At 57.7% G+C, this 25,763-nt stretch carries 16 protein-coding genes, 3 rRNA genes, 4 pseudogenes and 1 other annotated feature (1 of these 24 cut by a window edge); of the genes and pseudogenes, 13 read left to right on the plus strand and 10 right to left on the minus strand.

What is annotated here, in order from left to right; genetic code table 11:
* The 3 genes and pseudogenes from CSV86_RS26220 to CSV86_RS26230 all read left to right on the plus strand — a co-directional run.
* A protein-coding gene (locus tag CSV86_RS26220) for a cation efflux transmembrane domain-containing protein (RefSeq protein WP_004364974.1) crosses the window boundary here: on the plus strand, positions 1–105 show its 3' portion. The gene continues 792 nt to the left of window position 1, outside the view; only the last 105 of its 897 coding nucleotides appear in the window; its start codon lies beyond the left edge, outside the window; it ends in the stop codon at positions 103–105.
* A gap of 3 nt (positions 106–108) precedes the next feature.
* On the plus strand, positions 109–621 hold the full coding sequence (gene lspA / locus CSV86_RS26225) for a signal peptidase II (protein ID WP_003821921.1): 513 nt from the start codon (positions 109–111) through the stop codon (positions 619–621).
* 21 nt (positions 622–642) lie between these two features.
* Positions 643–1,827 (plus strand): annotated as a pseudogene (locus CSV86_RS26230) (ISL3-like element ISPpu12 family transposase); the annotation flags it as partial.
* A gap of 59 nt (positions 1,828–1,886) precedes the next feature.
* Here CSV86_RS26230 and CSV86_RS26235 read toward each other — a convergent pair.
* Both CSV86_RS26235 and CSV86_RS26240 read right to left on the minus strand, forming a co-directional pair.
* Positions 1,887–3,162 (minus strand): annotated as a pseudogene (locus CSV86_RS26235) (ISL3 family transposase).
* A 12-nt stretch (positions 3,163–3,174) separates the two neighbouring features.
* Positions 3,175–4,179 (minus strand): permease, encoded by a 1,005-nt coding sequence (locus CSV86_RS26240; protein ID WP_040363373.1) that lies wholly within the window; start codon positions 4,177–4,179, stop codon positions 3,175–3,177.
* A gap of 141 nt (positions 4,180–4,320) precedes the next feature.
* Between CSV86_RS26240 and CSV86_RS26245 the strand changes: the two genes are divergently transcribed.
* Together CSV86_RS26245 and CSV86_RS26250 are read left to right on the plus strand one after the other, a co-directional pair.
* The gene (locus CSV86_RS26245; RefSeq protein ID WP_000349485.1) at positions 4,321–4,635 is read left to right on the plus strand and encodes an ArsR/SmtB family transcription factor; all 315 of its coding nucleotides are present in this window, start codon (positions 4,321–4,323) and stop codon (positions 4,633–4,635) included.
* A 239-nt stretch (positions 4,636–4,874) separates the two neighbouring features.
* Positions 4,875–7,515: ribosomal RNA gene (locus CSV86_RS26250) — 23S ribosomal RNA — on the plus strand.
* Here CSV86_RS26250 and cadR read toward each other — a convergent pair.
* Positions 7,513–7,920, minus strand: a complete 408-nt coding sequence (gene cadR, locus CSV86_RS26255; protein WP_009403731.1) for a Cd(II)/Pb(II)-responsive transcriptional regulator — start codon at positions 7,918–7,920, stop codon at positions 7,513–7,515. The two genes, CSV86_RS26250 and cadR, sit on opposite strands and share 3 nt — an antisense overlap.
* A 95-nt stretch (positions 7,921–8,015) precedes the next feature.
* Between cadR and CSV86_RS26260 the strand changes: the two are divergent.
* From CSV86_RS26260 to CSV86_RS26270, 3 genes and pseudogenes are all read left to right on the plus strand, one after another.
* Positions 8,016–8,911: pseudogene (locus CSV86_RS26260) on the plus strand (cation efflux transmembrane domain-containing protein).
* A 3-nt stretch (positions 8,912–8,914) separates the two neighbouring features.
* Positions 8,915–9,427, plus strand: a complete 513-nt coding sequence (gene lspA / locus CSV86_RS26265) for a signal peptidase II (protein WP_003821921.1) — start codon at positions 8,915–8,917, stop codon at positions 9,425–9,427.
* A 21-nt stretch (positions 9,428–9,448) separates the two neighbouring features.
* Positions 9,449–10,633: pseudogene (locus tag CSV86_RS26270) on the plus strand (ISL3-like element ISPpu12 family transposase); the annotation flags it as partial.
* 59 nt (positions 10,634–10,692) lie between these two features.
* On the opposite strand, the gene CSV86_RS26275 reads toward CSV86_RS26270, so the two are convergent.
* Both CSV86_RS26275 and CSV86_RS26280 read right to left on the minus strand, forming a co-directional pair.
* A complete protein-coding gene (locus tag CSV86_RS26275; RefSeq protein WP_000610830.1) occupies positions 10,693–11,970 on the minus strand; it encodes an ISL3 family transposase in 1,278 nt (425 codons plus the stop codon).
* A gap of 12 nt (positions 11,971–11,982) precedes the next feature.
* Complete coding sequence (locus CSV86_RS26280; protein ID WP_040363373.1) at positions 11,983–12,987, minus strand: permease; 1,005 nt, start codon at positions 12,985–12,987, stop codon at positions 11,983–11,985.
* Positions 12,988–13,128: 141 nt separating this feature from the next.
* Between CSV86_RS26280 and CSV86_RS26285 the strand changes: the two genes are divergently transcribed.
* The 3 genes from CSV86_RS26285 to rrf (CSV86_RS26295) all read left to right on the plus strand — a co-directional run bounded on the left by CSV86_RS26285 (position 13,129) and on the right by rrf (CSV86_RS26295) (position 14,615).
* Positions 13,129–13,443, plus strand: coding sequence for an ArsR/SmtB family transcription factor (locus CSV86_RS26285; RefSeq protein ID WP_000349485.1), 315 nt, complete (start codon positions 13,129–13,131; stop codon positions 13,441–13,443).
* 415 nt (positions 13,444–13,858) lie between these two features.
* Positions 13,859–14,124 (plus strand) — a sequence feature (23S ribosomal RNA rRNA prediction is too short).
* Positions 14,125–14,273: 149 nt separating this feature from the next.
* Positions 14,274–14,389: ribosomal RNA gene (rrf, locus tag CSV86_RS26290) — 5S ribosomal RNA — on the plus strand.
* A 110-nt stretch (positions 14,390–14,499) separates the two neighbouring features.
* Positions 14,500–14,615 (plus strand): 5S ribosomal RNA (gene rrf / locus CSV86_RS26295).
* Positions 14,616–14,669: 54 nt separating this feature from the next.
* On the opposite strand, the gene CSV86_RS26300 is transcribed toward rrf (CSV86_RS26295), so the two are convergent.
* The 5 genes from CSV86_RS26300 to CSV86_RS26320 all read right to left on the minus strand — a co-directional run bounded on the left by CSV86_RS26300 (position 14,670) and on the right by CSV86_RS26320 (position 21,548).
* On the minus strand, positions 14,670–15,137 hold the full coding sequence (locus tag CSV86_RS26300) for an SRPBCC family protein (RefSeq protein WP_009408417.1): 468 nt from the start codon (positions 15,135–15,137) through the stop codon (positions 14,670–14,672).
* 23 nt (positions 15,138–15,160) lie between these two features.
* On the minus strand, positions 15,161–18,580 hold the full coding sequence (locus CSV86_RS26305) for an amino acid adenylation domain-containing protein (protein WP_009408420.1): 3,420 nt from the start codon (positions 18,578–18,580) through the stop codon (positions 15,161–15,163).
* Positions 18,577–19,524 carry a diiron oxygenase gene (locus CSV86_RS26310; protein WP_009408421.1) on the minus strand — a complete coding sequence of 316 codons (948 nt, stop codon included), beginning with the start codon at positions 19,522–19,524 and terminating at the stop codon, positions 18,577–18,579. Before CSV86_RS26310 ends, CSV86_RS26305 begins: the two co-directional genes overlap by 4 nt.
* Positions 19,521–20,297: a DUF3050 domain-containing protein gene (locus tag CSV86_RS26315; RefSeq protein WP_009408425.1), complete on the minus strand. Its 777-nt coding sequence runs from the start codon at positions 20,295–20,297 to the stop codon at positions 19,521–19,523. The genes CSV86_RS26310 and CSV86_RS26315 overlap by 4 nt, the downstream gene beginning before the upstream one ends.
* A gap of 543 nt (positions 20,298–20,840) precedes the next feature.
* Entirely contained in the window at positions 20,841–21,548 is a 708-nt protein-coding gene (locus CSV86_RS26320) for a GntR family transcriptional regulator (RefSeq protein WP_009408427.1), read from the minus strand.
* 321 nt (positions 21,549–21,869) lie between these two features.
* On the opposite strand from CSV86_RS26320, the gene lapG reads away from it, so the two are divergent.
* Together lapG and lapD are read left to right on the plus strand one after the other, a co-directional pair.
* A complete protein-coding gene (lapG, locus tag CSV86_RS26325) occupies positions 21,870–22,532 on the plus strand; it encodes a cysteine protease LapG (RefSeq protein WP_158467804.1) in 663 nt (220 codons plus the stop codon).
* 9 nt (positions 22,533–22,541) lie between these two features.
* Entirely contained in the window at positions 22,542–24,473 is a 1,932-nt protein-coding gene (gene lapD / locus CSV86_RS26330) for a cyclic di-GMP receptor LapD (RefSeq protein ID WP_009400410.1), read from the plus strand.
* The last annotated feature ends 1,290 nt before the right edge of the window (positions 24,474–25,763 follow it).

Consider the following 25,763-nt stretch of genomic DNA (forward strand, 5'->3'; position numbering starts at 1 on the left):
CTGGTCGCGTGGACCGGTTCCAATTATCCGGATCTGATTATCGGCACCATCGCGGGGGGCATTGTACTTAACGGTGCCAGACGCATTTTGGCGTTGAAGGGTTAAATAATGCTCATTATTGGCAAAAAGCTCTCGCCGTATGCCCTATTGTCCATATCGGGCCTGCTGGCAGCGTCTGATCAGGCTGTAAAGTGGCTGGTGCAGCAATCAATGGCCTATGGCGAGTATGTTTCGGTGACCCCGTTCTTTAACTGGGTGCACCTATGGAACACCGGTGCCGCATTCAGTCTTTTTGCGAATGGTGGAGGCTGGCAGCGCTACTTTTTTATCGGAATCGCGGTAGTGGTCTCGATTTTTCTGATCAAGCTGATCCTTGAAAATCGTCATAAAGGAGAAGCCATCGCTTACAGTCTTATCCTCGGTGGCGCCATGGGCAACCTGATTGACCGGGTCTTTCGCGGCTATGTTGTGGATTCCTTTGATTTCTATTGGCGAGACTGGCATTGGCCGGCCTTCAACCTGGCTGATATTGCAATTGTCCTCGGTGCCTTACTTTTCGTTTCCAGCAGCTTGTTGGGTAAAAAAGCAAACACCAATGCCGAGTCGGATGGATCTGACTGACACCTACGCCTATACAACACCATGACCGAACTTCCCGACAACATCCTTCACCTGCCGCAATACCAAGTACTGGGCTGCAAATCAACCGACGACGAAATGCACTTCCAGGTGGACGTGCCCGATCCCATCGCCTGCGAGGAATGCGGCGTGCAGGGTGAGTTCGTACGGTTCGGCAAGCGTGACGTTCCCTATCGTGATCTGCCCATCCACGGCAAGCGGGTCACTCTCTGGGTGGTCCGCCGCCGATACACCTGCCGGGCCTGCAAGACAACATTCAGGCCCCAGCTACCGGAGATGGTGGACGGATTCCGTATGACACTGCGGCTGCATGAGTACGTGGAGAAGGAATCCTTCAACCACCCCTACACCTTTGTGGCGGCACAGACCGGCCTGGACGAGAAGACGGTGCGCGACATCTTCAACGCCCGCGCCGAGTTCCTGGGGCGCTGGCACCGCTTCGAGACGCCCCGCATCCTGGGCATTGACGAGCTATACCTGAACAAGCGCTACCGCTGCATTCTGACCAACATTGAGGAGCGAACCCTGCTCGACCTGCTGGCCACCCGCCGCCAGGACGTGGTGACCAACTACCTGATGAAGCTGAAAGACCGGCAGAAGGTCGAGATCGTCAGCATGGACATGTGGAACCCCTACCGGGCAGCGGTCAAGGCTGTGCTGCCCCAGGCCCGTATCGTGGTCGATAAGTTCCATGTGGTGCGCATGGCCAACGATGCCCTAGAGAGAGTGCGCAAGGGCCTCAGAAAGGAGCTGAAACCGTCCCAGAGCCGGACTCTCAAGGGAGACCGGAAAATCCTGCTGAAACGCGCTCACGAAGTCTCAGACCGGGAGCGCCTCATCATGGAGACCTGGACAGGCGCGTTCCCGCAACTGCTGGCCGCCTACGAGCACAAGGAGCGCTTCTACGGCATCTGGGACGCCACCACACGGCTCCAGGCAGAAGCCGCCCTGGACGAGTGGATAGCCACCATCCCGAAGGGCCAAAAGGAAGTCTGGAGCGATCTGGTCAGGGCAGTGGGAAACTGGCGCGAAGAGACCATGACCTACTTCGAGACGGACATGCCCGTCACCAACGCTTACACGGAGTCCATCAACCGACTGGCCAAGGACAAGAACCGTGAAGGGCGCGGTTACTCCTTCGAGGTGATGCGGGCACGAATGCTCTACACCACGAAGCACAAGAAGAAGGGGGTATACGGATTTAATGGTTGATGGGGCACCTTTACCCCACCAACCTGATACCATTATCAGATGGTTGATAGATCGACTCCGTAGTTGAGTTCCTCTGCGAAGTCCGGCAGTCCGTAACCGATGGTTTTCTTGTAGAAAGGAGAGACCTTCGCAGTCGGTGCCTTCTTCTTGTGCTTCGTGGTGTAGAGCATTCGTGCCCGCATCACCTCGAAGGAGTAACCGCGCCCTTCACGGTTCTTGTCCTTGGCCAGTCGGTTGATGGACTCCGTGTAAGCGTTGGTGACGGGCATGTCCGTCTCGAAGTAGGTCATGGTCTCTTCGCGCCAGTTTCCCACTGCCCTGACCAGATCGCTCCAGACTTCCTTTTGGCCTTCGGGATGGTGGCTATCCACTCGTCCAGGGCGGCTTCTGCCTGGAGCCGTGTGGTGGCGTCCCAGATGCCGTAGAAGCGCTCCTTGTGCTCGTAGGCGGCCAGCAGTTGCGGGAACGCGCCTGTCCAGGTCTCCATGATGAGGCGCTCCCGGTCTGAGACTTCGTGAGCGCGTTTCAGCAGGATTTTCCGGTCTCCCTTGAGAGTCCGGCTCTGGACGGTTTCAGCTCCTTTCTGAGGCCCTTGCGCACTCTCTCTAGGGCATCGTTGGCCATGCGCACCACATGGAACTTATCGACCACGATACGGGCCTGGGGCAGCACAGCCTTGACCGCTGCCCGGTAGGGGTTCCACATGTCCATGCTGACGATCTCGACCTTCTGCCGGTCTTTCAGCTTCATCAGGTAGTTGGTCACCACGTCCTGGCGGCGGGTGGCCAGCAGGTCGAGCAGGGTTCGCTCCTCAATGTTGGTCAGAATGCAGCGGTAGCGCTTGTTCAGGTATAGCTCGTCAATGCCCAGGATGCGGGGCGTCTCGAAGCGGTGCCAGCGCCCCAGGAACTCGGCGCGGGCGTTGAAGATGTCGCGCACCGTCTTCTCGTCCAGGCCGGTCTGTGCCGCCACAAAGGTGTAGGGGTGGTTGAAGGATTCCTTCTCCACGTACTCATGCAGCCGCAGTGTCATACGGAATCCGTCCACCATCTCCGGTAGCTGGGGCCTGAATGTTGTCTTGCAGGCCCGGCAGGTGTATCGGCGGCGGACCACCCAGAGAGTGACCCGCTTGCCGTGGATGGGCAGATCACGATAGGGAACGTCACGCTTGCCGAACCGCACGAACTCACCCTGCACGCCGCACCCCTCGCAGGCTACTGGTGTAGGTGCTTCAAGCCGAAAATGTATGTCTTCATTCTGCTCATCAGAATCCACCAACTGGTACCCAGGAAGGCTTAACGAATTAATCATCTCCCGCCTTGATCAGAAAAACAGGTAGGTGGCGTAACCGGCAATCATCGCCATAGCAAAAATGACTGCTAAAAACGCCGCTAAAAGCTTCAGCGTGAACAAAGAGCGCAACAGAATGAGCTCAGTCAGGCTGGCTCCGGCACTGCCGATGATCAACGCTAGCACCGTCCCGGCACCCACGCCTTTGGCCATCAGAGCCGCTGCCAGAGGTATGACGGCTTCAGCGCGAATATACAACGGCACGCCGATGACAGCGGCAACTGGAATGGCAAAGGGATTATCTGGGCCTGCATACTGCTCCAATAAGTCAGTGGGCATGAAACCATAGATCACGCTGCCAATCGCAATACCGATGAGCAGGTAAGGCAACACATCGATAAAGTCCGACCAAGCTTCCCGCCACACACCACTGTACTTCCCTTCTTTCTTAACCGTGACAGTGGGTTGACTGTCACAGCATTCGCTAGACGTAGAGACTGTTGTCTTCCTATCAGCCCCGCAAGAAGCCGTCTTCGGAGTGGTGTCGCAGCTGTTGGTGCCGCAACTCGATGCGGTCGATGTAGCACTGCACGGGCTTGCTGATGAACTACATCCACTGCTCTCTTGTGTCGCCGTCCGGCGCACATAACGCTCGAAGCCAAGCGTGTGAAGCAGCCATCCGGCACCTACCGCGACCACCAAAGCGGCGAGCACATAGATAGCAGTAAGTGTCCATCCAAACGTGGCAACCAGCAGGCCGACGACGATAGGATTCAGCAACGGAGATGAGAAAAGAAACACCATCATCGGCCCAAAACCGGCCCGTGCCCGAATCAACCCTTTCAACATGGGGATAGTCGAGCAACTACAGAAGGGCGTTATAGCTCCTAAACCAGCAGCAAGAAAATAGCCTCGCTTCCCACTGGAAGTCAGTAACGCTTCCACCTTGGATGGTGGGATGTGACGTTGAAGAACTCCGACCAGCAAGCTAATGCCAATGAATAAAACCGATAGCTCGATAGCGAGAAAGGCGAACATGCCTAGAGCGTCTTGGAGTTGAGATGACATTCAATATTACTCCTATATTTCTAGTATTGTCGAAATGATGTACGCAGCCTACTTGCGTTTATCCGACCTGTCAACTATAATTCTAGAAACATCGAATTATTGGGGCGTGCTATGGATCACGAAAAGGTTGCAGCCAGCTTAGCTGAGCTAGGGAATAGTCACCGACTGTCCGTGTTCCGCTTTCTGGTCAAAGCTGGCCATGATGGGGCTTCGGTCGGAGATATCCAGAAGGGGCTGGGTATTCCTGCTTCGACGCTATCACATCACCTTGCGCGCATGGCCAAGGTAGGGCTGATCCGGCAGGAGAAACATAGCCGCACGATTGTCTGTATACCCGAGTATGGGCACCTAGAGAATTTGATCGGTTTCTTACAAGAGGAATGTTGTGCAGGTGTCCGGATTGCGCATGAACCAGAACCGCTTTGACGCTTGCCCAGCTCTCGCTGTCCTCCCTAGTCAGCATCGCTATGAAGACTCAGGCGAAGGTGGAAACAGAAAATTGGCAGTAGAGTAGGCTGAAGAGGATCAATCAGATAATCCGCTGAGAAAGATTTTCTTCTTTACATCTTTGGCATTTTATCAACCAGAAATTCCGGATACCCTTTTTGTCATGAATTTTCGGCGAATGTCGTCTTCACAGTATAACCAGATTGCTTGGGGTATATGGTCAAGTGAAGAAGCGCATACGGTGGATGCCTTGGCAGTCAGAGGCGATGAAAGACGTGGTAGCCTGCGATAAGCTTTGGGGAGTCGGCAAACAGACTGTGATCCAGAGATCTCTGAATGGGGGAACCCACTCAGCACAAGCTGAGTATCTTGTACTGAATACATAGGTACATGAGGCGAACCAGGGGAACTGAAACATCTAAGTACCCTGAGGAAAAGAAATCAACCGAGATTCCCTTAGTAGTGGCGAGCGAACGGGGACTAGCCCTTAAGTTGACTTGAGATTAGTGGAAGGCTCTGGAAAGTGCCGCCATAGTGGGTGATAGCCCCGTACACGAAAATCTCTTGTCAATGAAATCGAGTAGGACGGAGCACGAGAAACTTTGTCTGAATATGGGGGGACCATCCTCCAAGGCTAAATACTACTGACTGACCGATAGTGAACCAGTACCGTGAGGGAAAGGCGAAAAGAACCCCGGAGAGGGGAGTGAAATAGAACCTGAAACCGTATGCGTACAAGCAGTGGGAGCCTACTTTGTTAGGTGACTGCGTACCTTTTGTATAATGGGTCAGCGACTTATATTCAGTGGCGAGCTTAACCGAATAGGGGAGGCGTAGCGAAAGCGAGTCTTAATAGGGCGTTTAGTCGCTGGGTATAGACCCGAAACCGGGCGATCTATCCATGGGCAGGTTGAAGGTTAGGTAACACTGACTGGAGGACCGAACCGACTACCGTTGAAAAGTTAGCGGATGACCTGTGGATCGGAGTGAAAGGCTAATCAAGCTCGGAGATAGCTGGTTCTCCTCGAAAGCTATTTAGGTAGCGCCTCATGTATCACTCCAGGGGGTAGAGCACTGTTTCGGCTAGGGGGTCATCCCGACTTACCAAACCGATGCAAACTCCGAATACCTGGAAGTGCCGAGCATGGGAGACACACGGCGGGTGCTAACGTCCGTCGTGAAAAGGGAAACAACCCAGACCGTCAGCTAAGGTCCCAAAGTCATGGTTAAGTGGGAAACGATGTGGGAAGGCTTAGACAGCTAGGAGGTTGGCTTAGAAGCAGCCACCCTTTAAAGAAAGCGTAATAGCTCACTAGTCGAGTCGGCCTGCGCGGAAGATGTAACGGGGCTCAAACCATGCACCGAAGCTACGGGTATCACTTAGGTGATGCGGTAGAGGAGCGTTCTGTAAGCCTGTGAAGGTGAGTTGAGAAGCTTGCTGGAGGTATCAGAAGTGCGAATGCTGACATGAGTAACGACAATGGGAGTGAAAAACTCCCACGCCGAAAGACCAAGGTTTCCTGCGCAACGTTAATCGACGCAGGGTTAGTCGGTCCCTAAGGCGAGGCTGAAAAGCGTAGTCGATGGAAAACAGGTTAATATTCCTGTACTTCCGGTTATTGCGATGGAGGGACGGAGAAGGCTAGGCCAGCTTGGCGTTGGTTGTCCAAGTTTAAGGTGGTAGGCTGGAATCTTAGGTAAATCCGGGATTCCAAGGCCGAGAGCTGATGACGAGTTGCCTTTAGGCGACGAAGTGGTTGATGCCATGCTTCCAAGAAAAGCTTCTAAGCTTCAGATAACCGGGAACCGTACCCCAAACCGACACAGGTGGTTGGGTAGAGAATACCAAGGCGCTTGAGAGAACTCGGGTGAAGGAACTAGGCAAAATGGCACCGTAACTTCGGGAGAAGGTGCGCCGGCGAGGGTGAAGGACTTGCTCCGTAAGCCCATGTCGGTCGAAGATACCAGGCCGCTGCGACTGTTTATTAAAAACACAGCACTCTGCAAACACGAAAGTGGACGTATAGGGTGTGACGCCTGCCCGGTGCCGGAAGGTTAATTGATGGGGTTAGCTAACGCGAAGCTCTTGATCGAAGCCCCGGTAAACGGCGGCCGTAACTATAACGGTCCTAAGGTAGCGAAATTCCTTGTCGGGTAAGTTCCGACCTGCACGAATGGCGTAACGATGGCGGCGCTGTCTCCACCCGAGACTCAGTGAAATTGAAATCGCTGTGAAGATGCAGTGTATCCGCGGCTAGACGGAAAGACCCCGTGAACCTTTACTATAGCTTTGCACTGGACTTTGAATTTGCTTGTGTAGGATAGGTGGGAGGCTTTGAAGCGTGGACGCCAGTTCGCGTGGAGCCATCCTTGAAATACCACCCTGGCAACTTTGAGGTTCTAACTCAGGTCCGTCATCCGGATCGAGGACAGTGTATGGTGGGTAGTTTGACTGGGGCGGTCTCCTCCTAAAGAGTAACGGAGGAGTACGAAGGTGCGCTCAGACCGGTCGGAAATCGGTCGCAGAGTATAAAGGCAAAAGCGCGCTTGACTGCGAGACAGACACGTCGAGCAGGTACGAAAGTAGGTCTTAGTGATCCGGTGGTTCTGTATGGAAGGGCCATCGCTCAACGGATAAAAGGTACTCCGGGGATAACAGGCTGATACCGCCCAAGAGTTCATATCGACGGCGGTGTTTGGCACCTCGATGTCGGCTCATCACATCCTGGGGCTGAAGCCGGTCCCAAGGGTATGGCTGTTCGCCATTTAGGGTAAGCGGATTAAATGGTTGATCTTACCTTTGCATGAGAGTGAGACAGACCGGCATCTCATCGGATTATCTGGTTGATGCTTCACCTACTGCTGGTGCATGTTTCCTTCGCTAATTCCAGCAAGAACCCCACACGCCTCAACTTCCCGGTCATCGTTGCAACTCGCTCTCAGTGAAACGAGTTGTTTCTCAAGCGCTTGCAGAGCGGTTATCTGCGACCGCACATGAGAGATGTGATCATCGAGCAAGGCGTTGACGGCGGTACAAGGCTGATGAGGGTCGTCCTCATAGCTCTGTAGTTCGTGAATCTCAGCCAGTGACAGGCCCAGGATTCTGCAGCGACGGATGAAGGCCAGCCCCTCACCATGCTTCTCGGTATAGACACGGTAACCGTTGTCCTGCCGATCAGGCGGCGGCAACAAGCCCTGCTGTTCATAGAAGCGGATCGTCTGTGTTTCGACCCCTACCAACTGCGCCAACTGACCAATGCGCATCAGCCTCCTCCCCAACGGATTCTTTACTCTATTGACCTTATAGTAGCTTTATAGTTTTAAATGGTACCACAACATTGTTCAAGTGGAGTCGTATCATGAGCAAATCCTGTGGTGGCGCCTGTGGCGGTGATGCAACGTCCGCAGCGGATACCGATATACAGGCCTCCTCCGAGGCGCCAGGGAGATGGGTCAGTGTTTATGCCGTGCCGAAGATGGACTGTCCATCAGAAGAACGAATGATTCGCCTAGCCCTGAACGGCTTTGAGGAGATTCGGGCGCTGTCCTTCGACTTGTCGAACCGCCGGCTGAAGGTCGTGCATGACGGCGAGGTCGAGCCCGTCACCTCGAAACTGAAGACCTTGGGGCTAGGCGCCTCGCTTCAGGAAACCGTCGCTGCAAATCCGGAGACCATCAAGGCCGCCGAGTTTTCGGCAGCTTCTGCTAAGCAAGAATCCGGGACCCTGCGCTGGTTGCTCGGCATCAATGCACTTCTGTTCGTGGTGGAAATGACTGCCGGTCTGATCGCCCGGTCCACCGGCCTGATTGGAGAATCCCTGGACAATTTTGCCGATGCGGCGGTGTACGGGCTTGCCCTTTATGCGGTTGGACATAGCGTGAAAATGCAGGTACGTGCCGCGCATCTTGCTGGTGTACTGCAACTGATCTTGGCTGTGGGCGTGCTCGTAGAGGTGGTGAGACGCTTTGTATTCGGTAGTGAGCCTGAATCGCTGGTGATGATGGCTATCGCATTCGTCGCATTGATTGCCAATACCAGTTGTCTGCTGCTCATATCCAAACATCGGGAAGGCGGGGCGCACATGAAGGCAAGCTGGATATTCTCGGCCAACGACGTGGTGATCAACCTGGGGGTCATCACCGCCGGCGCCCTGGTCGCGTGGACCGGTTCCAATTATCCGGATCTGATTATCGGCACCATCGCGGGGGCATTGTACTTAACGGTGCCAGACGCATTTTGGCGTTGAAGGGTTAAATAATGCTCATTATTGGCAAAAAGCTCTCGCCGTATGCCCTATTGTCCATATCGGGCCTGCTGGCAGCGTCTGATCAGGCTGTAAAGTGGCTGGTGCAGCAATCAATGGCCTATGGCGAGTATGTTTCGGTGACCCCGTTCTTTAACTGGGTGCACCTATGGAACACCGGTGCCGCATTCAGTCTTTTTGCGAATGGTGGAGGCTGGCAGCGCTACTTTTTTATCGGAATCGCGGTAGTGGTCTCGATTTTTCTGATCAAGCTGATCCTTGAAAATCGTCATAAAGGAGAAGCCATCGCTTACAGTCTTATCCTCGGTGGCGCCATGGGCAACCTGATTGACCGGGTCTTTCGCGGCTATGTTGTGGATTCCTTTGATTTCTATTGGCGAGACTGGCATTGGCCGGCCTTCAACCTGGCTGATATTGCAATTGTCCTCGGTGCCTTACTTTTCGTTTCCAGCAGCTTGTTGGGTAAAAAAGCAAACACCAATGCCGAGTCGGATGGATCTGACTGACACCTACGCCTATACAACACCATGACCGAACTTCCCGACAACATCCTTCACCTGCCGCAATACCAAGTACTGGGCTGCAAATCAACCGACGACGAAATGCACTTCCAGGTGGACGTGCCCGATCCCATCGCCTGCGAGGAATGCGGCGTGCAGGGTGAGTTCGTACGGTTCGGCAAGCGTGACGTTCCCTATCGTGATCTGCCCATCCACGGCAAGCGGGTCACTCTCTGGGTGGTCCGCCGCCGATACACCTGCCGGGCCTGCAAGACAACATTCAGGCCCCAGCTACCGGAGATGGTGGACGGATTCCGTATGACACTGCGGCTGCATGAGTACGTGGAGAAGGAATCCTTCAACCACCCCTACACCTTTGTGGCGGCACAGACCGGCCTGGACGAGAAGACGGTGCGCGACATCTTCAACGCCCGCGCCGAGTTCCTGGGGCGCTGGCACCGCTTCGAGACGCCCCGCATCCTGGGCATTGACGAGCTATACCTGAACAAGCGCTACCGCTGCATTCTGACCAACATTGAGGAGCGAACCCTGCTCGACCTGCTGGCCACCCGCCGCCAGGACGTGGTGACCAACTACCTGATGAAGCTGAAAGACCGGCAGAAGGTCGAGATCGTCAGCATGGACATGTGGAACCCCTACCGGGCAGCGGTCAAGGCTGTGCTGCCCCAGGCCCGTATCGTGGTCGATAAGTTCCATGTGGTGCGCATGGCCAACGATGCCCTAGAGAGAGTGCGCAAGGGCCTCAGAAAGGAGCTGAAACCGTCCCAGAGCCGGACTCTCAAGGGAGACCGGAAAATCCTGCTGAAACGCGCTCACGAAGTCTCAGACCGGGAGCGCCTCATCATGGAGACCTGGACAGGCGCGTTCCCGCAACTGCTGGCCGCCTACGAGCACAAGGAGCGCTTCTACGGCATCTGGGACGCCACCACACGGCTCCAGGCAGAAGCCGCCCTGGACGAGTGGATAGCCACCATCCCGAAGGGCCAAAAGGAAGTCTGGAGCGATCTGGTCAGGGCAGTGGGAAACTGGCGCGAAGAGACCATGACCTACTTCGAGACGGACATGCCCGTCACCAACGCTTACACGGAGTCCATCAACCGACTGGCCAAGGACAAGAACCGTGAAGGGCGCGGTTACTCCTTCGAGGTGATGCGGGCACGAATGCTCTACACCACGAAGCACAAGAAGAAGGGGGTATACGGATTTAATGGTTGATGGGGCACCTTTACCCCACCAACCTGATACCATTATCAGATGGTTGATAGATCGACTCCGTAGTTGAGTTCCTCTGCGAAGTCCGGCAGTCCGTAACCGATGGTTTTCTTGTAGAAAGGAGAGACCTTCGCAGTCGGTGCCTTCTTCTTGTGCTTCGTGGTGTAGAGCATTCGTGCCCGCATCACCTCGAAGGAGTAACCGCGCCCTTCACGGTTCTTGTCCTTGGCCAGTCGGTTGATGGACTCCGTGTAAGCGTTGGTGACGGGCATGTCCGTCTCGAAGTAGGTCATGGTCTCTTCGCGCCAGTTTCCCACTGCCCTGACCAGATCGCTCCAGACTTCCTTTTGGCCCTTCGGGATGGTGGCTATCCACTCGTCCAGGGCGGCTTCTGCCTGGAGCCGTGTGGTGGCGTCCCAGATGCCGTAGAAGCGCTCCTTGTGCTCGTAGGCGGCCAGCAGTTGCGGGAACGCGCCTGTCCAGGTCTCCATGATGAGGCGCTCCCGGTCTGAGACTTCGTGAGCGCGTTTCAGCAGGATTTTCCGGTCTCCCTTGAGAGTCCGGCTCTGGGACGGTTTCAGCTCCTTTCTGAGGCCCTTGCGCACTCTCTCTAGGGCATCGTTGGCCATGCGCACCACATGGAACTTATCGACCACGATACGGGCCTGGGGCAGCACAGCCTTGACCGCTGCCCGGTAGGGGTTCCACATGTCCATGCTGACGATCTCGACCTTCTGCCGGTCTTTCAGCTTCATCAGGTAGTTGGTCACCACGTCCTGGCGGCGGGTGGCCAGCAGGTCGAGCAGGGTTCGCTCCTCAATGTTGGTCAGAATGCAGCGGTAGCGCTTGTTCAGGTATAGCTCGTCAATGCCCAGGATGCGGGGCGTCTCGAAGCGGTGCCAGCGCCCCAGGAACTCGGCGCGGGCGTTGAAGATGTCGCGCACCGTCTTCTCGTCCAGGCCGGTCTGTGCCGCCACAAAGGTGTAGGGGTGGTTGAAGGATTCCTTCTCCACGTACTCATGCAGCCGCAGTGTCATACGGAATCCGTCCACCATCTCCGGTAGCTGGGGCCTGAATGTTGTCTTGCAGGCCCGGCAGGTGTATCGGCGGCGGACCACCCAGAGAGTGACCCGCTTGCCGTGGATGGGCAGATCACGATAGGGAACGTCACGCTTGCCGAACCGCACGAACTCACCCTGCACGCCGCACCCCTCGCAGGCTACTGGTGTAGGTGCTTCAAGCCGAAAATGTATGTCTTCATTCTGCTCATCAGAATCCACCAACTGGTACCCAGGAAGGCTTAACGAATTAATCATCTCCCGCCTTGATCAGAAAAACAGGTAGGTGGCGTAACCGGCAATCATCGCCATAGCAAAAATGACTGCTAAAAACGCCGCTAAAAGCTTCAGCGTGAACAAAGAGCGCAACAGAATGAGCTCAGTCAGGCTGGCTCCGGCACTGCCGATGATCAACGCTAGCACCGTCCCGGCACCCACGCCTTTGGCCATCAGAGCCGCTGCCAGAGGTATGACGGCTTCAGCGCGAATATACAACGGCACGCCGATGACAGCGGCAACTGGAATGGCAAAGGGATTATCTGGGCCTGCATACTGCTCCAATAAGTCAGTGGGCATGAAACCATAGATCACGCTGCCAATCGCAATACCGATGAGCAGGTAAGGCAACACATCGATAAAGTCCGACCAAGCTTCCCGCCACACACCACTGTACTTCCCTTCTTTCTTAACCGTGACAGTGGGTTGACTGTCACAGCATTCGCTAGACGTAGAGACTGTTGTCTTCCTATCAGCCCCGCAAGAAGCCGTCTTCGGAGTGGTGTCGCAGCTGTTGGTGCCGCAACTCGATGCGGTCGATGTAGCACTGCACGGGCTTGCTGATGAACTACATCCACTGCTCTCTTGTGTCGCCGTCCGGCGCACATAACGCTCGAAGCCAAGCGTGTGAAGCAGCCATCCGGCACCTACCGCGACCACCAAAGCGGCGAGCACATAGATAGCAGTAAGTGTCCATCCAAACGTGGCAACCAGCAGGCCGACGACGATAGGATTCAGCAACGGAGATGAGAAAAGAAACACCATCATCGGCCCAAAACCGGCCCGTGCCCGAATCAACCCTTTCAACATGGGGATAGTCGAGCAACTACAGAAGGGCGTTATAGCTCCTAAACCAGCAGCAAGAAAATAGCCTCGCTTCCCACTGGAAGTCAGTAACGCTTCCACCTTGGATGGTGGGATGTGACGTTGAAGAACTCCGACCAGCAAGCTAATGCCAATGAATAAAACCGATAGCTCGATAGCGAGAAAGGCGAACATGCCTAGAGCGTCTTGGAGTTGAGATGACATTCAATATTACTCCTATATTTCTAGTATTGTCGAAATGATGTACGCAGCCTACTTGCGTTTATCCGACCTGTCAACTATAATTCTAGAAACATCGAATTATTGGGGCGTGCTATGGATCACGAAAAGGTTGCAGCCAGCTTAGCTGAGCTAGGGAATAGTCACCGACTGTCCGTGTTCCGCTTTCTGGTCAAAGCTGGCCATGATGGGGCTTCGGTCGGAGATATCCAGAAGGGGCTGGGTATTCCTGCTTCGACGCTATCACATCACCTTGCGCGCATGGCCAAGGTAGGGCTGATCCGGCAGGAGAAACATAGCCGCACGATTGTCTGTATACCCGAGTATGGGCACCTAGAGAATTTGATCGGTTTCTTACAAGAGGAATGTTGTGCAGGTGTCCGGATTGCGCATGAACCAGAACCGCTTTGACGCTTGCCCAGCTCTCGCTGTCCTCCCTAGTCAGCATCGCTATGAAGACTCAGGCGAAGGTGGAAACAGAAAATTGGCAGTAGAGTAGGCTGAAGAGGATCAATCAGATAATCCGCTGAGAAAGATTTTCTTCTTTACATCTTTGGCATTTTATCAACCAGAAATTCCGGATACCCGAAGAAGGCACCGACTGCGAAGGTCTCTCCTTTCTACAAGAAAACCATCGGTTACGGACTGCCGGACTTCGCAGAGGAACTCAACTACGGAGTCGATCTATCAACCATCTGAGGGTGGTATCAGATTGATGGGGTGAAGGTGCCCCATCAACCATTAAATCCGTATACCCGCCATTTAAAGTGGTACGCGAGCTGGGTTTAGAACGTCGTGAGACAGTTCGGTCCCTATCTGCCGTGGACGTTTGAGATTTGAGAGGGGCTGCTCCTAGTACGAGAGGACCGGAGTGGACGAACCTCTGGTGTTCCGGTTGTCACGCCAGTGGCATTGCCGGGTAGCTATGTTCGGAAGAGATAACCGCTGAAAGCATCTAAGCGGGAAACTTGCCTCAAGATGAGATCTCACTGGAGCCTTGAGCTCCCTGAAGGGCCGTCGAAGACTACGACGTTGATAGGTTGGGTGTGTAAGCGCTGTGAGGCGTTGAGCTAACCAATACTAATTGCCCGTGAGGCTTGACCATATAACACCCAAGCAATCTGCGCTGAAAAGCCGGATTGTGGTGGTGAAGACGCAATGAACCGAAAGTTCGTGCAAACCACAACTGTCACATACCCGATTTGCTGAGGCGTCGAAAGACGAGTTGGCACACAGAATTTCTTGACGACCATAGAGCATTGGAACCACCTGATCCCATCCCGAACTCAGTAGTGAAACGATGCATCGCCGATGGTAGTGTGGAGCTTCTCCATGTGAGAGTAGGTCATCGTCAAGATTCAATTCCGAAACCCCTATCTGCTTATGCAAGTAGGGGTTTTGTCTTTTAGTAGAAGTACCAGGATTTCGCTGCGCCGTCGCTTGATGACGGAACGGCACACAGAATTTCTTGACGACCATAGAGCGTTGGAACCACCTGATCCCATCCCGAACTCAGTAGTGAAACGACGCATCGCCGATGGTAGTGTGGAGCTTCTCCATGTGAGAGTAGGTCATCGTCAAGATTCATTCCGAAACCCCTGTCTGCATTGCAGACAGGGGTTTTGTCTTTTCAGGGCCTAGGTCAGTAGATTGCGCACGTTGTTCATGGCGTCGTCGGCAAACTTCTGCAGAAAGGCCTGAAACGCCGGGAGCGCCTCCGGGCCGCCCTCCCATGGCTCGCCCTGGATGGTCCATATAGCCCGGCTGCGGTTGTTATCCAGATCCTTAACCTCCATGGCCGCCCATAGATTGCCGATATTCAGGCTGGTATGAATCAGGCTCCAGGTCATGTACATCGCCTGCTCATCCCTCGAGTTCAGTTGCTCGATCACGAAGTTGTTGTCTTTGAAGAACTTCTTGCGGATCGAACGCACGCCAGTGCCCGTCATCTCGATGTGGCTGAGTGCCGGTATGAACACGGCGAACCCGGCGAAATTGCCAACGATATGCCAGGTATTGCTTGCCGGTGCTTCGATATCGACCTGGGACACGACCAGGCAGCCTTGCGGATTGCGGATCAGCGTGTCGGGTTTCAGTACTCGCATGATGTTGCCCTCTGGGTGGTGAATCAAATGAAGCGGATTTCCCGCAGGTAGCGGCAGCCAAGCTCAAGCAGGGCAGGGCTTTTCTCCGGATAGCGCTCGCCCATCAAGTGCACGCCATCGCGTGCATTGGCATGCTCGATCAGTGAGATGTCGCCGATGTCTTCCTCGAACCCGTCGAGATAAAAGCCGAGAACGTCAAACAGCGCGTTGTCGCGATCGACCTGCTGTAGTTGGCGCTGCCACTGCGCCACGCTGACCAGCTCGAAGCTTCGCCCGGCATCACGAAATGCCGCGACATAGCGCGTCCAGTGAAGAGGCTCCGGGTTATGAAGGTGGAACACGGCCTGTCCAGCGCGATAACGGCTGGCGTGGAAGGCGATGAAGCGAGCCAGGAAGTCCACCGGCATCAGATCGAACTGAAGATCCAGTGCCGGCACCTGGCCCAGCTGCAGTGAGCCCTTGAGCATCAGCATCAGACGGTTCTTGTGCGGCTGTGAGACGCCGCTGCGGCTGTTGAAGGTGATGTTCCCCGGGCGAAACAGGTTCACCCAGACACCTTGCTCCTGCGCGCGCTGAAGAATGCGCTCGCCCACCCATTTGCTCAGGTTGTAGCCGTTGCGAATGTACAGCGGCGGAGTTGCAGCGGGCGGTTGTTCCAGCACGCGACCGTTTTCATCCCTGGCGCTGCAAGCAGACAGGGTGGAAACGAAATTGAAAATCTTCTTGGTTCGCCCCTCGCACAGGCGCAAGCACTCGAAGAGCGGCTCGACGTTGTCCGCTGCCAGCGCCGGGTAATCCAGCACGTGGTTAACCTGGGCCGCATTGTGGATAAGTGCACCGTAGCGACGATCCAGATCCTCATGGTCGGCCTCGCTCAGGCCCAGCTTCGGCCGACGCAAATCGGCTTCCAGAACGCGGATGCGCCGCCAGTCCAGGCCGCTGATGCGATTCTCGCTGACCGCCTGGGCAAATCGTTCGGTGGCACTTGTGTCTGGCCCACGTCTAACCAGGCATGCCACCTCCGTCGCGCCCCAATCCAGTAGCGCTGCGACAATATGCACACCGAGAAAACTGTTTGCCCCGGTGACTATCACTCGATGCACATCACCAAGCCTTTCCATCGGTAGAGCTTGTAATTCGATCGCACGGGCGGCATCTGCCAACGCTTGCGGATGGAGGGTGCTATTAACGCTCCGCGCCCCGCTGAGCAATGCGCCCAGGCGCTGCAGTGTCGGCTCTTCGATGAAGCGATTTATCGGAATGCCTTGACCGAAATGCTCACGAATCGCCAACAGCAGGCGCGACAGCAGGATCGAATGTCCGCCGAGGTTGAAGAAGCTGTCATCGGTGGAAATCTCCTCGACCGGCAACTCCAGCAGCTCGCTCCACAAGCCCAGCAAACGCGCCTCCAGAGCGCTGGCAGGAGGCCGGCGCGGCCCGTTTCCTCCAGGCGCCACTGACAGACCCAACAACGCCCGACGGTCGATTTTGCCGTTGGCCGTGTAGGGCATCTGTGCCAGCTCTTGGTAGACCGATGGCCGCATATAGTCGGGCAGATGCTGTTCGGCATACGCACGCAGCCGTTCAGGTGCCTCGGCATCCATCGGCTGTGCGAGAAATGCCAACACCCGACGTTGCCCATCGATCACAACCGCTACCTGGCCGAAAAGACGGCTCCCGCGCAGGCAATGCTCGATTTCCTCGGGTTCGACACGGAACCCGCGGATCTTCACCTGGTTGTCCCGGCGCCCACAGATTTCGATACCTGTGGCAGTCCATCGGGCCAGATCGCCGGTGCGATACAGCCTGATCCGTTCGCCGTCGGGCAGTTCGAGACTAATGAAGCGTTCTTCGCTCAGCGCTGGATTGTTCAGGTAACCCAGGCCGACGCCAGGCCCGCCGATATACAGCTCGCCGCGGCTACCCTCCGGTACCGGCTGCAACTGTTCGTCGAGCAGGAACACCCGGCTGTTACTGATTGGCATCCCCAGGTTGCGCACGTTGTCTCCCGGCGCGAATACCCGCGTCGTGGCCAGCACCGTGGTCTCGGTCGGGCCATAGATGTTGTGGAAGCGAAAGCGCCCGGCCAGCCGCTCCACCACTGCTGGCTCGCAGACATCGCCTCCGGTGATTAGATGTTCCAGGCCGGTGCGCTCCAGCGTCAGCAGGCTGAGCAGGGCAGGGGGCAGGAATGCGTGGGTTACCTCCTGCTGCCGAATCAGCGCCTCCAGGCTCGCCGGATCCCGCCGCTGTTGCTCGTTCGGTACCACCAGTTCCGCTCCGCAAACCAATGTCGGCAGGATGTCGAGGAGCGAGGCATCGAAATTGATGGTGGAAAACTGCAACACGCGACTGTTCGGTGTGAGCCGCACATGGGCGCTGTACCAAGCCTGGAAGTGGCTGACATTACCCTGGCTGAGCACCACGCCCTTGGGCTGGCCGGTAGTGCCGGAGGTATAGATCGCGATGCAGGGCGCATCGATGTCCGGCCTCGTCCTGACCAGGCCGGCCCCTTCCGTCCGCTCCGGCAGATGGCCCAGATCCAGCGTCGGTACTGCACCGGCAAGTGCCGTGCTCGTTGCATCATGGATCAGCACGCTGGCCTTGGCGTTGCTCAGGATGAAGCGCAAGCGTTCGACAGGCGTTTCCGGATCCAGCGGCAGATAAATCGCTCCGCAACCCAGTACCGCCAGCAAGCTGGCATACAGCTCCACTGATTTCGGTAGGCATACGGCAACCACCGGTGTTTCCCCGCTCAGCAACGGCAGTAACCGAGCCTGTATGGCTGACGCTTGCCCGTGCAGGTGGGCATAGCTGAAGCGCTGTCCATCGAAATTCAGCGCCGGCAGCCGCGCATGTTCCAACAGGCTTTGTTCCAGCCGCACGATCACTGGGGTTGTGCTTGCCAGCAGTAACCCTTGTTTCAGGTCACGGTTGAAGACATGCATCCACGCCAGCTTTTCCAGCCAATCCAAGGCATGCTCATGGGCCTGGCGCATCGGTTCACTGGCCTGGATCGCGCGAAAATGATCCGGGTAGCGGGAGAGGCGACTGACATGCAATGCCACCCGCTCCTGCATTGCCTTCAGCGCCCTCATGCGCAGAGCCTGACCATTGCCTGAAACTTCCTGCTCCAGCGGCTGACGATCGATCAGCCGCTGTGCCTGCGCCGTACCGGCCCAATACAGCAACTCCAGCTCGGGCAGTTTTCCGGCGACCGGTATGCTGCTGCCAACCCGCAGGCCAAGAACTGCACAGCCGCCGAAGTCTGGCAGCTCGCGGCTGCCGTCTTCGATCACCAGGTCGGGCCTGGCCGAGGTGTGGCCAGCAAGTGCCTCCTGACCGTTAGCCAGCTTTACCACATGACCATGTTCCTCCAGCTGCGAATGCAGCATGCCCAAGGTCTGGCTACTGCCGGCCAGCACAATCTCCAGGCGTTTCATGACTCCCTCCTTGCCGATGGCAGGTAGCCGGCCAGCGCTTCTTGCACGCACGGTGTATCGAGCAGTGAGCTGTTTCTGAAAAAACGCAGGATGTTTCCCAGCAACGGATGCTGATGACCAATCGGCCAAGCCATGCTGGCCACCTCCTCCCGCAGTGCTGCAGCGACCGGCCTCGTGATATCCAGCGCTTCGATCAGTTGCAGGTCGAAGGACTTCTGGATCTCGTTGGTCAGGTAATGCGCAATGAATACCGGCAGTACCCCGGCGATCAGTTGGCGATCCGCCTCCGGCGCCTGGCCCCAGTAGATCCGGGTCAAGCGTGCCCAGAAGGTGGAGTGACGCCCCTCGTCGAGCAGATGGTCGGCCATCAAGCCCTTGATCGACGGCTTGACGCTGTCGTCCCGGGCAAAGGCGGCGACGTCGTTGGTCAGGGTGTTTTCCGCAATGGCTACGCAGATCAGCTCGACGGCGTCGCGCAACCGTTCGGGGACCAGCGCCAGCGCGGCCGGAATGGCCCGGCTCAACTCGATCTCGGTCGGCAGGATCACCGGTTGGATGCCGGTCAGGGCAATGGCCTGCTGCATGAAGTCCATCGCCACCAGGGCGTGATAATCCTCGTCCACTACCACGGTCATGGCGTCGTAGCGACAGGCCGGGGGAAAGCGCACGGCAAAGCGGTCCTTGGCAATGGCGCGGGCGGTGCGGTCAACGATCTCGGTCTCGAAGATCACCACGTCGTTGATGAACTTGTAGAGCCCCTGTGCGAGGGCGAAGTCGCGCAGGTGCGCGCATTCGTTCTGGAAGGTTGCACTCAGTACCAGGGGGAGCCGGCTCAACGGATAGAGCAGACGATGATCGTCTTCCACCAGGCGCCGGGGGCGAGTGCGGATGGTGGCCCGGTCTTCCCAGGTGTCGGAAAAGGACTGATAGTCGAGACTGTTCATACGCTGGCCTCGGCGACTTCCTGATGCATCGACAGACGCAGCCGATCCCAGAACGCCAATCGGCTTTCCACCGCAGCGATCGCAGCCTCGTATGTTTCCTGCTCGCGTTGGGGGTCGTCGCCGACCAGGCGTGCCAGCAGCTGCCCGGCTGCCGGCCCGTGATCCTCCGAGTCCACCTCGATGTGCCGTTGCAGGTAATAGCGGAAGGTCGGCGCCTGGCTGCCGGTGATTCCCCAGTCATCGAGAATGCGCTGGAACATGCTGGGAATCACGCTCTCCCGTCCATGCAGGAAGGCTGCAGCCACGGCATGTGCCGGGGCATTCAAGGCGATGTCCAGGGTTTGCCCGACGAACGCCTGGGCTGCCTCGCTGGCGCCCGCGTGGTGCAGTGCGGCGCGATGAGGCATACCTTCTCGCTGCAGCGCGACGAAACGCTCGATGCCGGCGGTGCAGGCGCCGACCTCGCGCATCGCATCCAGATACAACTCGAAATGGCTGTAGTGGCCTCGGTCGAGGCGATCATCCGATTCCTCGCCCAATACGATTTCGTTGATCAGTCGCGCGGCCTCCGGATCACGCGGCGGCAGCCAGGGCAAGCGGATGCAGGTCAGCTCTTGCTGCAGGCGCTTGGTCAGCGACATGAAATCCCAGACGGCATAAACATGGGTTTCCATAAAGCGACGAAGTATCGGAAGCGAGTGGATTTCAGCGAAGATTGGATGTTTCGCCAGTTCGGTTTTCTTTTCATGCAACAGCGGTTCGAGACTGTTCATTGCAAGTTCCTTGAATGACCTGATGGCAGCCGAAAGTTATGCGCTGATTGTTAACCCGGACGAGGGGATGCCCTGGGACTTATAACCAGCAGGCTAGGGGGTAGATGCTCTCGTGCAGCCGGCTTGATGCCCGGCGAGTAGAAGCTAAGGCAACTTGAAAGTTTTTCGCAAGTTATTTGCGAATATAATATTTCCGCTGGTTTTCATAGGTTGAGCGCGTCCACTAAAACAATTGAAAGTTGTTTTATTTGGATGAAAGTTCCCGCTTCGGCTAATAAGCGCCAAAGTAAGTTGATGATGAGTGAATGCCTCACTCCGGGCACTTTCCGGAAATGAACGAACGGACTGGATGTTTTATCGGGGCGGTTGATCGCAATCGGCCCTCGCCCGGGCGCGCTCCTTCTGCTGGTTGAAATTCGTGCAGGCGACCAGGGCCGTGCCGCAGCCGATCGATCGGTCACTTGCTCGAACTAGAGTGTGCAGAAAACGCCCAGCCTGTCATGGCCGGGCGAAGCGGGCGTGGGAAGCGGGGGAGAGCAACGCTTACTGTGCGGTCTTGCCCAGATAGTCGCGAATGGTGCGCATCGCCTTGTCGAGGTGGCGGTGCAGGATGGCCACGGCGTCCTCGATGGCCCTGGCCTCGGCGGCATCGACCAGGCCGTTGTGATCGTCCTGGGTCAGCTTGCCCAGGCCCATGGAAGACAGATGAAAGCGCAGGAAGCGCTCCTCCTGCAACAATTCATTGTCGATCAGGCGCAGCAGCTTTCGGTTGTGCGCCTTGGTGTACAGGCTCATATGAAACAGACGGTTCAGGCGTCCGATCTCGGCGTGCCGGGTTTCGTTCTCCAGCAATTGGATATAGCCGCGTGCCTGGGCGATGTCTTCAGGGCCGAGCAGGGGAATCGATTGGCGCAGGGCTTCGCTTTCCAGCATGGTGCGCAGCTCATAGGCTTCTACTGCGTCCTCGCCGATCAGCGGGGCGACTACTGCGCCCTTGTGCGCCACCACCGTCAGCAGCTCCTGGGCTTCCAACTGACGCAGCGCCTCGCGAACCGGCATGCGGCTGACGCCGAACAGGGTTGCCAACTCCTGTTGGCGGATCGCCATGCCCGGCGCCAGGCGTCCGTCGAGTATGGCGCTGCGCAAACGTTCTTCGATCACGCTGCGGGCCAGGTGCGCGGGGACCTGTTCGTTACCCAGGATGCTGCTGAGGAGTTTGGTTCTAGCGGCCACGCTGGTGTTGTCCTGCATTTCGTGCGGATTGGATCCAATCACGCTAGTGAGGGGTTCGCTGCTTGTCAAACCGTGCCGGCCATGCCGTTGGCAGAATCGTTTCGCCTCACGCGGGCAAGGGCCTGTGGCTGGACCGGCGCTAATCCTGAATGAACTTTAACGGGAATGAAAGTGGTGTGCCGGGCCGGGCGCCAACCGATTGTCGGACACCCTGAGAGGTGATGGCGCAATGATTGTCCGGCGCTGATTGTTTTTTCCGGGGCCTGGCGGCACCATCGTCCTTTCCAGGGATTTCGCGGACAGTCTGCCTTGGCGATACGTTGGGCCATTTTTCTGACCATGCGCCGGGTGGGATTCGCCCTGCTGCTTGGCCTGGCGTTGCTGGGCGGCTTGCGCGCGGACTGGGATTTTTCCCAGATCAGCCGCAAGGCCGCTGCCCTGTATGGCCCGCTTGGTGCTGGCCAGCAGCGCATCGACGCCTGGCAGCAACTGCTGGCAACGCAGAAGCAACTCGACGAGGCGCAGAAGCTGCAGGTGGTGAACCAGTTCTTCAACCGCCAGTTGCGCTACGAAGAGGATATCGACCTGTGGCACGAGGTCGATTACTGGGCCACGCCGATCCAGTCGCTGATCAAGGGCGCCGGCGACTGCGAGGATTACGCCATCGCCAAGTACTTCAGCCTGCGCCGCCTCGGCGTTGCCGCCGACAAACTGCGCATCACCTACGTCAAGGCCCTGCGCCAGAACCGTGCGCACATGGTTCTGACCTACTATTCCAGCCCTGACGCCATGCCCCTGGTCCTCGACAGCCTGATGGATGCGATCAAGCCGGCCAGCCAGCGTCCCGACCTGCTGCCGGTCTACGCCTTCAATGGCGAGGGCTTGTGGCTGACCGGCGCGACGGGAAACAAGAAAGTCGGCGATACCAAGCGCCTGTCGCGTTGGCAGGATCTGTTGAAAAAGATGCAGGCGGAGGGATTCCCTGCCGAGCCGGTCTACTGAGGAGCTCCGATGTCACTGTTCAAACAATTGTTGCTCGCCATCTGCCTGTTCCTGGTGGTCGCTTTCAGTGGCAGCTTCATGGTCAGCCTGGAAAGCTCGCGCAGCCAGTACGTCAATCAGTTGCGCTCCCATGCCCAGGATGCTGCTACGGCGCTGGCGCTTTCGTTGACGCCGAACCTGGATGACCCGGCGATGGTCGAGCTGATGGTCAGCTCGATCTTCGACAGTGGTTACTACGCCAGCATCCGTGTGGTCGATCTCGGCTCCAATGCCGTGCTGGTGGAGCGCCATGCCGATCCTGACCCGGGAGGGGTGCCGCAGTGGTTCATCAAGCTGATCGGCCTGGAAGCGGCCGGTGGCGATGCCATCGTCATGCGCGGTTGGCAGCAGGCGGCGCGGGTCGAGGTGGTCAGCCACCCGATGTTTGCCCTCGCCAAGCTGTGGCAAAGCGCCCTTGGCAGCCTTGGCTGGCTGCTGCTGTGCGGGGCGCTGAGTGCAATTGCCGGCGCCCTGTTGCTGCGGCGCCAGCTGCGTCCGCTGGACTATATGGTCGAACAGTCCCACGCCATCGCCCGCCGCGAATTCCTCAGCCTTCCGGACCTGCCGCGCACCCCCGAGTTGCGTCGGGTCGTGCAGGCGATGAACCAGATGGTCGAGAAGCTCAAGGCGCTGTACCAGGAGCAGGCCGAGCGCAGCGAGAAGCTGCGGGTCGAGTCCTACCAGGACAGCCTCACCGGGTTGGCCAACCGGCGCTATTTCGAGATGCAGTTGAATGCCCGGGTCAGCAACCTGGAAGAAGCCCGCGACGGCTACCTGCTGTTGCTGCGCATGCAGGACCTCGCCGGCCTCAACCAGCGTCTTGGCGGCCAGCGTACCGACCAACTGTTGCAGGCGGTCGGCCAGCAACTGAAAGGCATCTGCGCCAGCTTCCCGGAAACCAATAACCTGATCACCCGCAGCCGTGGTGGCGAATTCGCCGTACTTGCGCCAGGCCTGAGCCATGACGACGCCATTCGCCTGGCGGAGGCGCTGGACGCCGGCCTGCGCGGGATTTCCGATGTCACGCCTTCGGCTTGCATCGGCCTGGCGCCGTTCAGCCCGGGTGACGAGCCCAAGGCCTTGCTTCAACTGGCCGATGAGGCCCTGGCCCGCGCCCAGAGCCAGCCGGAGCCGTCGTGGGTGTGCCTGGAGCAGGGTTCTGCGACCCAGGCCAGCGATACCCACCGGCAGTGGCATACGCTGCTGGACGATGCCCTGGCCCAGGGTCGCTTCGAACTGTTCTTCCAGCCGGTGGTAGACAGCAACCATCTCGATCGCGTGCTGCACTACAAGGTGCTCTCGCGATTGATCGACGAGCGTGGCGAAGCCATCGCCGCGGGCCGCTTCCTGCCGGCGCTGGAGCGCTTCGGCTGGGCAACCCGCCTTGACCTGCTGATGCTGGAAAAGGTGCTCAAGCAGATGCACGGGCATGACCGGTCGCTGGCGCTGAACCTGTCGGCAACCACCGTGGCCAACCCGGCCAGTCTGCAGAAGGTCTTCGACCTGCTTGGCCAGCATGCCAGCCTCGGCCCGCGCCTGACCCTGGAAATCGCCGAGGAGCAGTTGCCCGAGCAGGCGGTGCTGGAACAACTGACCCGGCGTCTGCGCGGCCTGGGCTTCAGCCTCAGCCTGCAGCATTTCGGCGGCCGCTTCAGCATGATCGGCAACCTTGCCCATCTCGGTCTGGCCTACCTGAAGATCGACGGCAGCTACATCCGCGCCATCGACGAGGAACAGCACAAGCGCATCTTCATCGAGGCGATACAGCGCGCAGCCCACAGCATCGACCTGCCGCTGATCGCCGAGCGCGTGGAAACCGAAGGCGAGTTGCAGGTGCTTCGGGAAATGGAGATCCAGGGCGTGCAAGGCCGCCTGGTGGGCGAACCGGCACCCTGGCGCTGAGCACAGTCTTGTGGTCGGCTCGAAACCTGTGGGAGCTGGCTTGCCAGCGATGGGGCCGGCTTGAGCGATGAGGTTGTCAGGCCTGGCCAAATCGCTGGCAAGCCAGCTCCCACAGGGTATTGGGCCAGCCTATATCACCTTGGCTTGCCCCAACGAAATCTCGGCCGAACACTGCACCGAGCCCTGACCTGGACATTGTGTGAGCTGGCTTGCCAGCGATGAGGCCGGCTTGAGCGATGAGGTTGCCAGGCCTGGCCAAATCGCTGGCAAGCCAGCTCCCTCAGGGTATTGGGCCAGCCTATGTCACCTTGGCTTGCCCCAACAAAATCTCGGCCGATCATTGCACCCAGCCCTGACCTGGACATTGTGGGAGCTGGCTTGCCAGCGATGGGGCCGGCTTGAGCGATGAGGTTGTCAGGCCTGGCCAAATCGCTGGCAAGCCAGCTCCCACAGGGTATTGGGCCAGCCTATATCACCTTGGCTTGCCCCAACGAAATCTCGGCCGAACACTGCACCGAGCCCTGACCTGGACATTGTGGGAGCTGGCTTGCCAGCGATGGGGCCGGCTTGAGCGATGAGGTTGCCAGGCCTGGCCAAATCGCTGGCAAGCCAGCTCCCACAGGGTATTGGGCCAGCCTATGTCACCTTGGCTTGCCCCAACAAAATCTCGGCCGATCATTGCACCCAGCCCTGACCTGGACATTGTGGGAGCTGGCTTGCCAGCGATGGGGCCGGCTTGAGCGATGAGGTTGTCAGGCCTGGCCAAATCGCTGGCAAGCCAGCTCACACAGGGATTGGGCCAGCCTATATCACCTTGGCTTGCCCCAACAAAATCTCGGCCGATCACTGCACCCAGCCCTGACCTGGACATTGTGGGAGCTGGCTTGCCAGCGATGAGGCCGGCTTGAGCGATGAGGTTGCCAGGCCTGGCCAAATCGCTGGCAAGCCAGCTCCCACAGGGTATTGGGCCAGCCTATATCACCTTGGCTTGCCCCAACAAAATCTCGGCCGATCACTGCACCCAGCCCTGACCTGGACATTGTGGGCGCTGGCTTGCCAGCGATGGGGCCGGCTTGAGCGATGAGGTTGTCAGGCCTGGCCAAATCGCTTGCAAGCCAGCTCCCACAGGGTATTGGGCCAGCCTATATCACCTTGGCTTGCCCCAACAAAATCTCGGCCGATCACTGCACCCAGCCCTGACCTGGACATTGTGGGCGCTGGCTTGCCAGCGATGGGGCCGGCTTGAGCGATGAGGTTGTCAGGCCTGGCCAAATCGCTGGCAAGCCAGCT

Source organism: Pseudomonas bharatica CSV86 (genome assembly GCF_000319305.2).
Taxonomy (GTDB): domain Bacteria; phylum Pseudomonadota; class Gammaproteobacteria; order Pseudomonadales; family Pseudomonadaceae; genus Aquipseudomonas; species Aquipseudomonas bharatica.

Bases quoted from the DNA above. Each gene is read 5' to 3' on its own strand.
- lspA (WP_003821921.1), top strand. From the start codon at position 109: ATGCTCATTATTGGCAAAAAGCTCTCGCCGTATGCCCTATTGTCCATA.
- CSV86_RS26240 (WP_040363373.1), bottom strand. From the start codon at position 4,179: ATGTTCGCCTTTCTCGCTATCGAGCTATCGGTTTTATTCATTGGCATT.
- CSV86_RS26245 (WP_000349485.1), top strand. From the start codon at position 4,321: ATGGATCACGAAAAGGTTGCAGCCAGCTTAGCTGAGCTAGGGAATAGT.
- cadR (WP_009403731.1), bottom strand. From the start codon at position 7,920: ATGCGCATTGGTCAGTTGGCGCAGTTGGTAGGGGTCGAAACACAGACG.
- lspA (WP_003821921.1), top strand. From the start codon at position 8,915: ATGCTCATTATTGGCAAAAAGCTCTCGCCGTATGCCCTATTGTCCATA.
- CSV86_RS26275 (WP_000610830.1), bottom strand. From the start codon at position 11,970: ATGATTAATTCGTTAAGCCTTCCTGGGTACCAGTTGGTGGATTCTGAT.
- CSV86_RS26280 (WP_040363373.1), bottom strand. From the start codon at position 12,987: ATGTTCGCCTTTCTCGCTATCGAGCTATCGGTTTTATTCATTGGCATT.
- CSV86_RS26285 (WP_000349485.1), top strand. From the start codon at position 13,129: ATGGATCACGAAAAGGTTGCAGCCAGCTTAGCTGAGCTAGGGAATAGT.
- CSV86_RS26300 (WP_009408417.1), bottom strand. From the start codon at position 15,137: ATGCGAGTACTGAAACCCGACACGCTGATCCGCAATCCGCAAGGCTGC.
- CSV86_RS26305 (WP_009408420.1), bottom strand. From the start codon at position 18,580: ATGAAACGCCTGGAGATTGTGCTGGCCGGCAGTAGCCAGACCTTGGGC.
- CSV86_RS26310 (WP_009408421.1), bottom strand. From the start codon at position 19,524: ATGAACAGTCTCGACTATCAGTCCTTTTCCGACACCTGGGAAGACCGG.
- CSV86_RS26315 (WP_009408425.1), bottom strand. From the start codon at position 20,297: ATGAACAGTCTCGAACCGCTGTTGCATGAAAAGAAAACCGAACTGGCG.
- CSV86_RS26320 (WP_009408427.1), bottom strand. From the start codon at position 21,548: ATGCAGGACAACACCAGCGTGGCCGCTAGAACCAAACTCCTCAGCAGC.
- lapG (WP_158467804.1), top strand. From the start codon at position 21,870: ATGCGCCGGGTGGGATTCGCCCTGCTGCTTGGCCTGGCGTTGCTGGGC.
- lapD (WP_009400410.1), top strand. From the start codon at position 22,542: ATGTCACTGTTCAAACAATTGTTGCTCGCCATCTGCCTGTTCCTGGTG.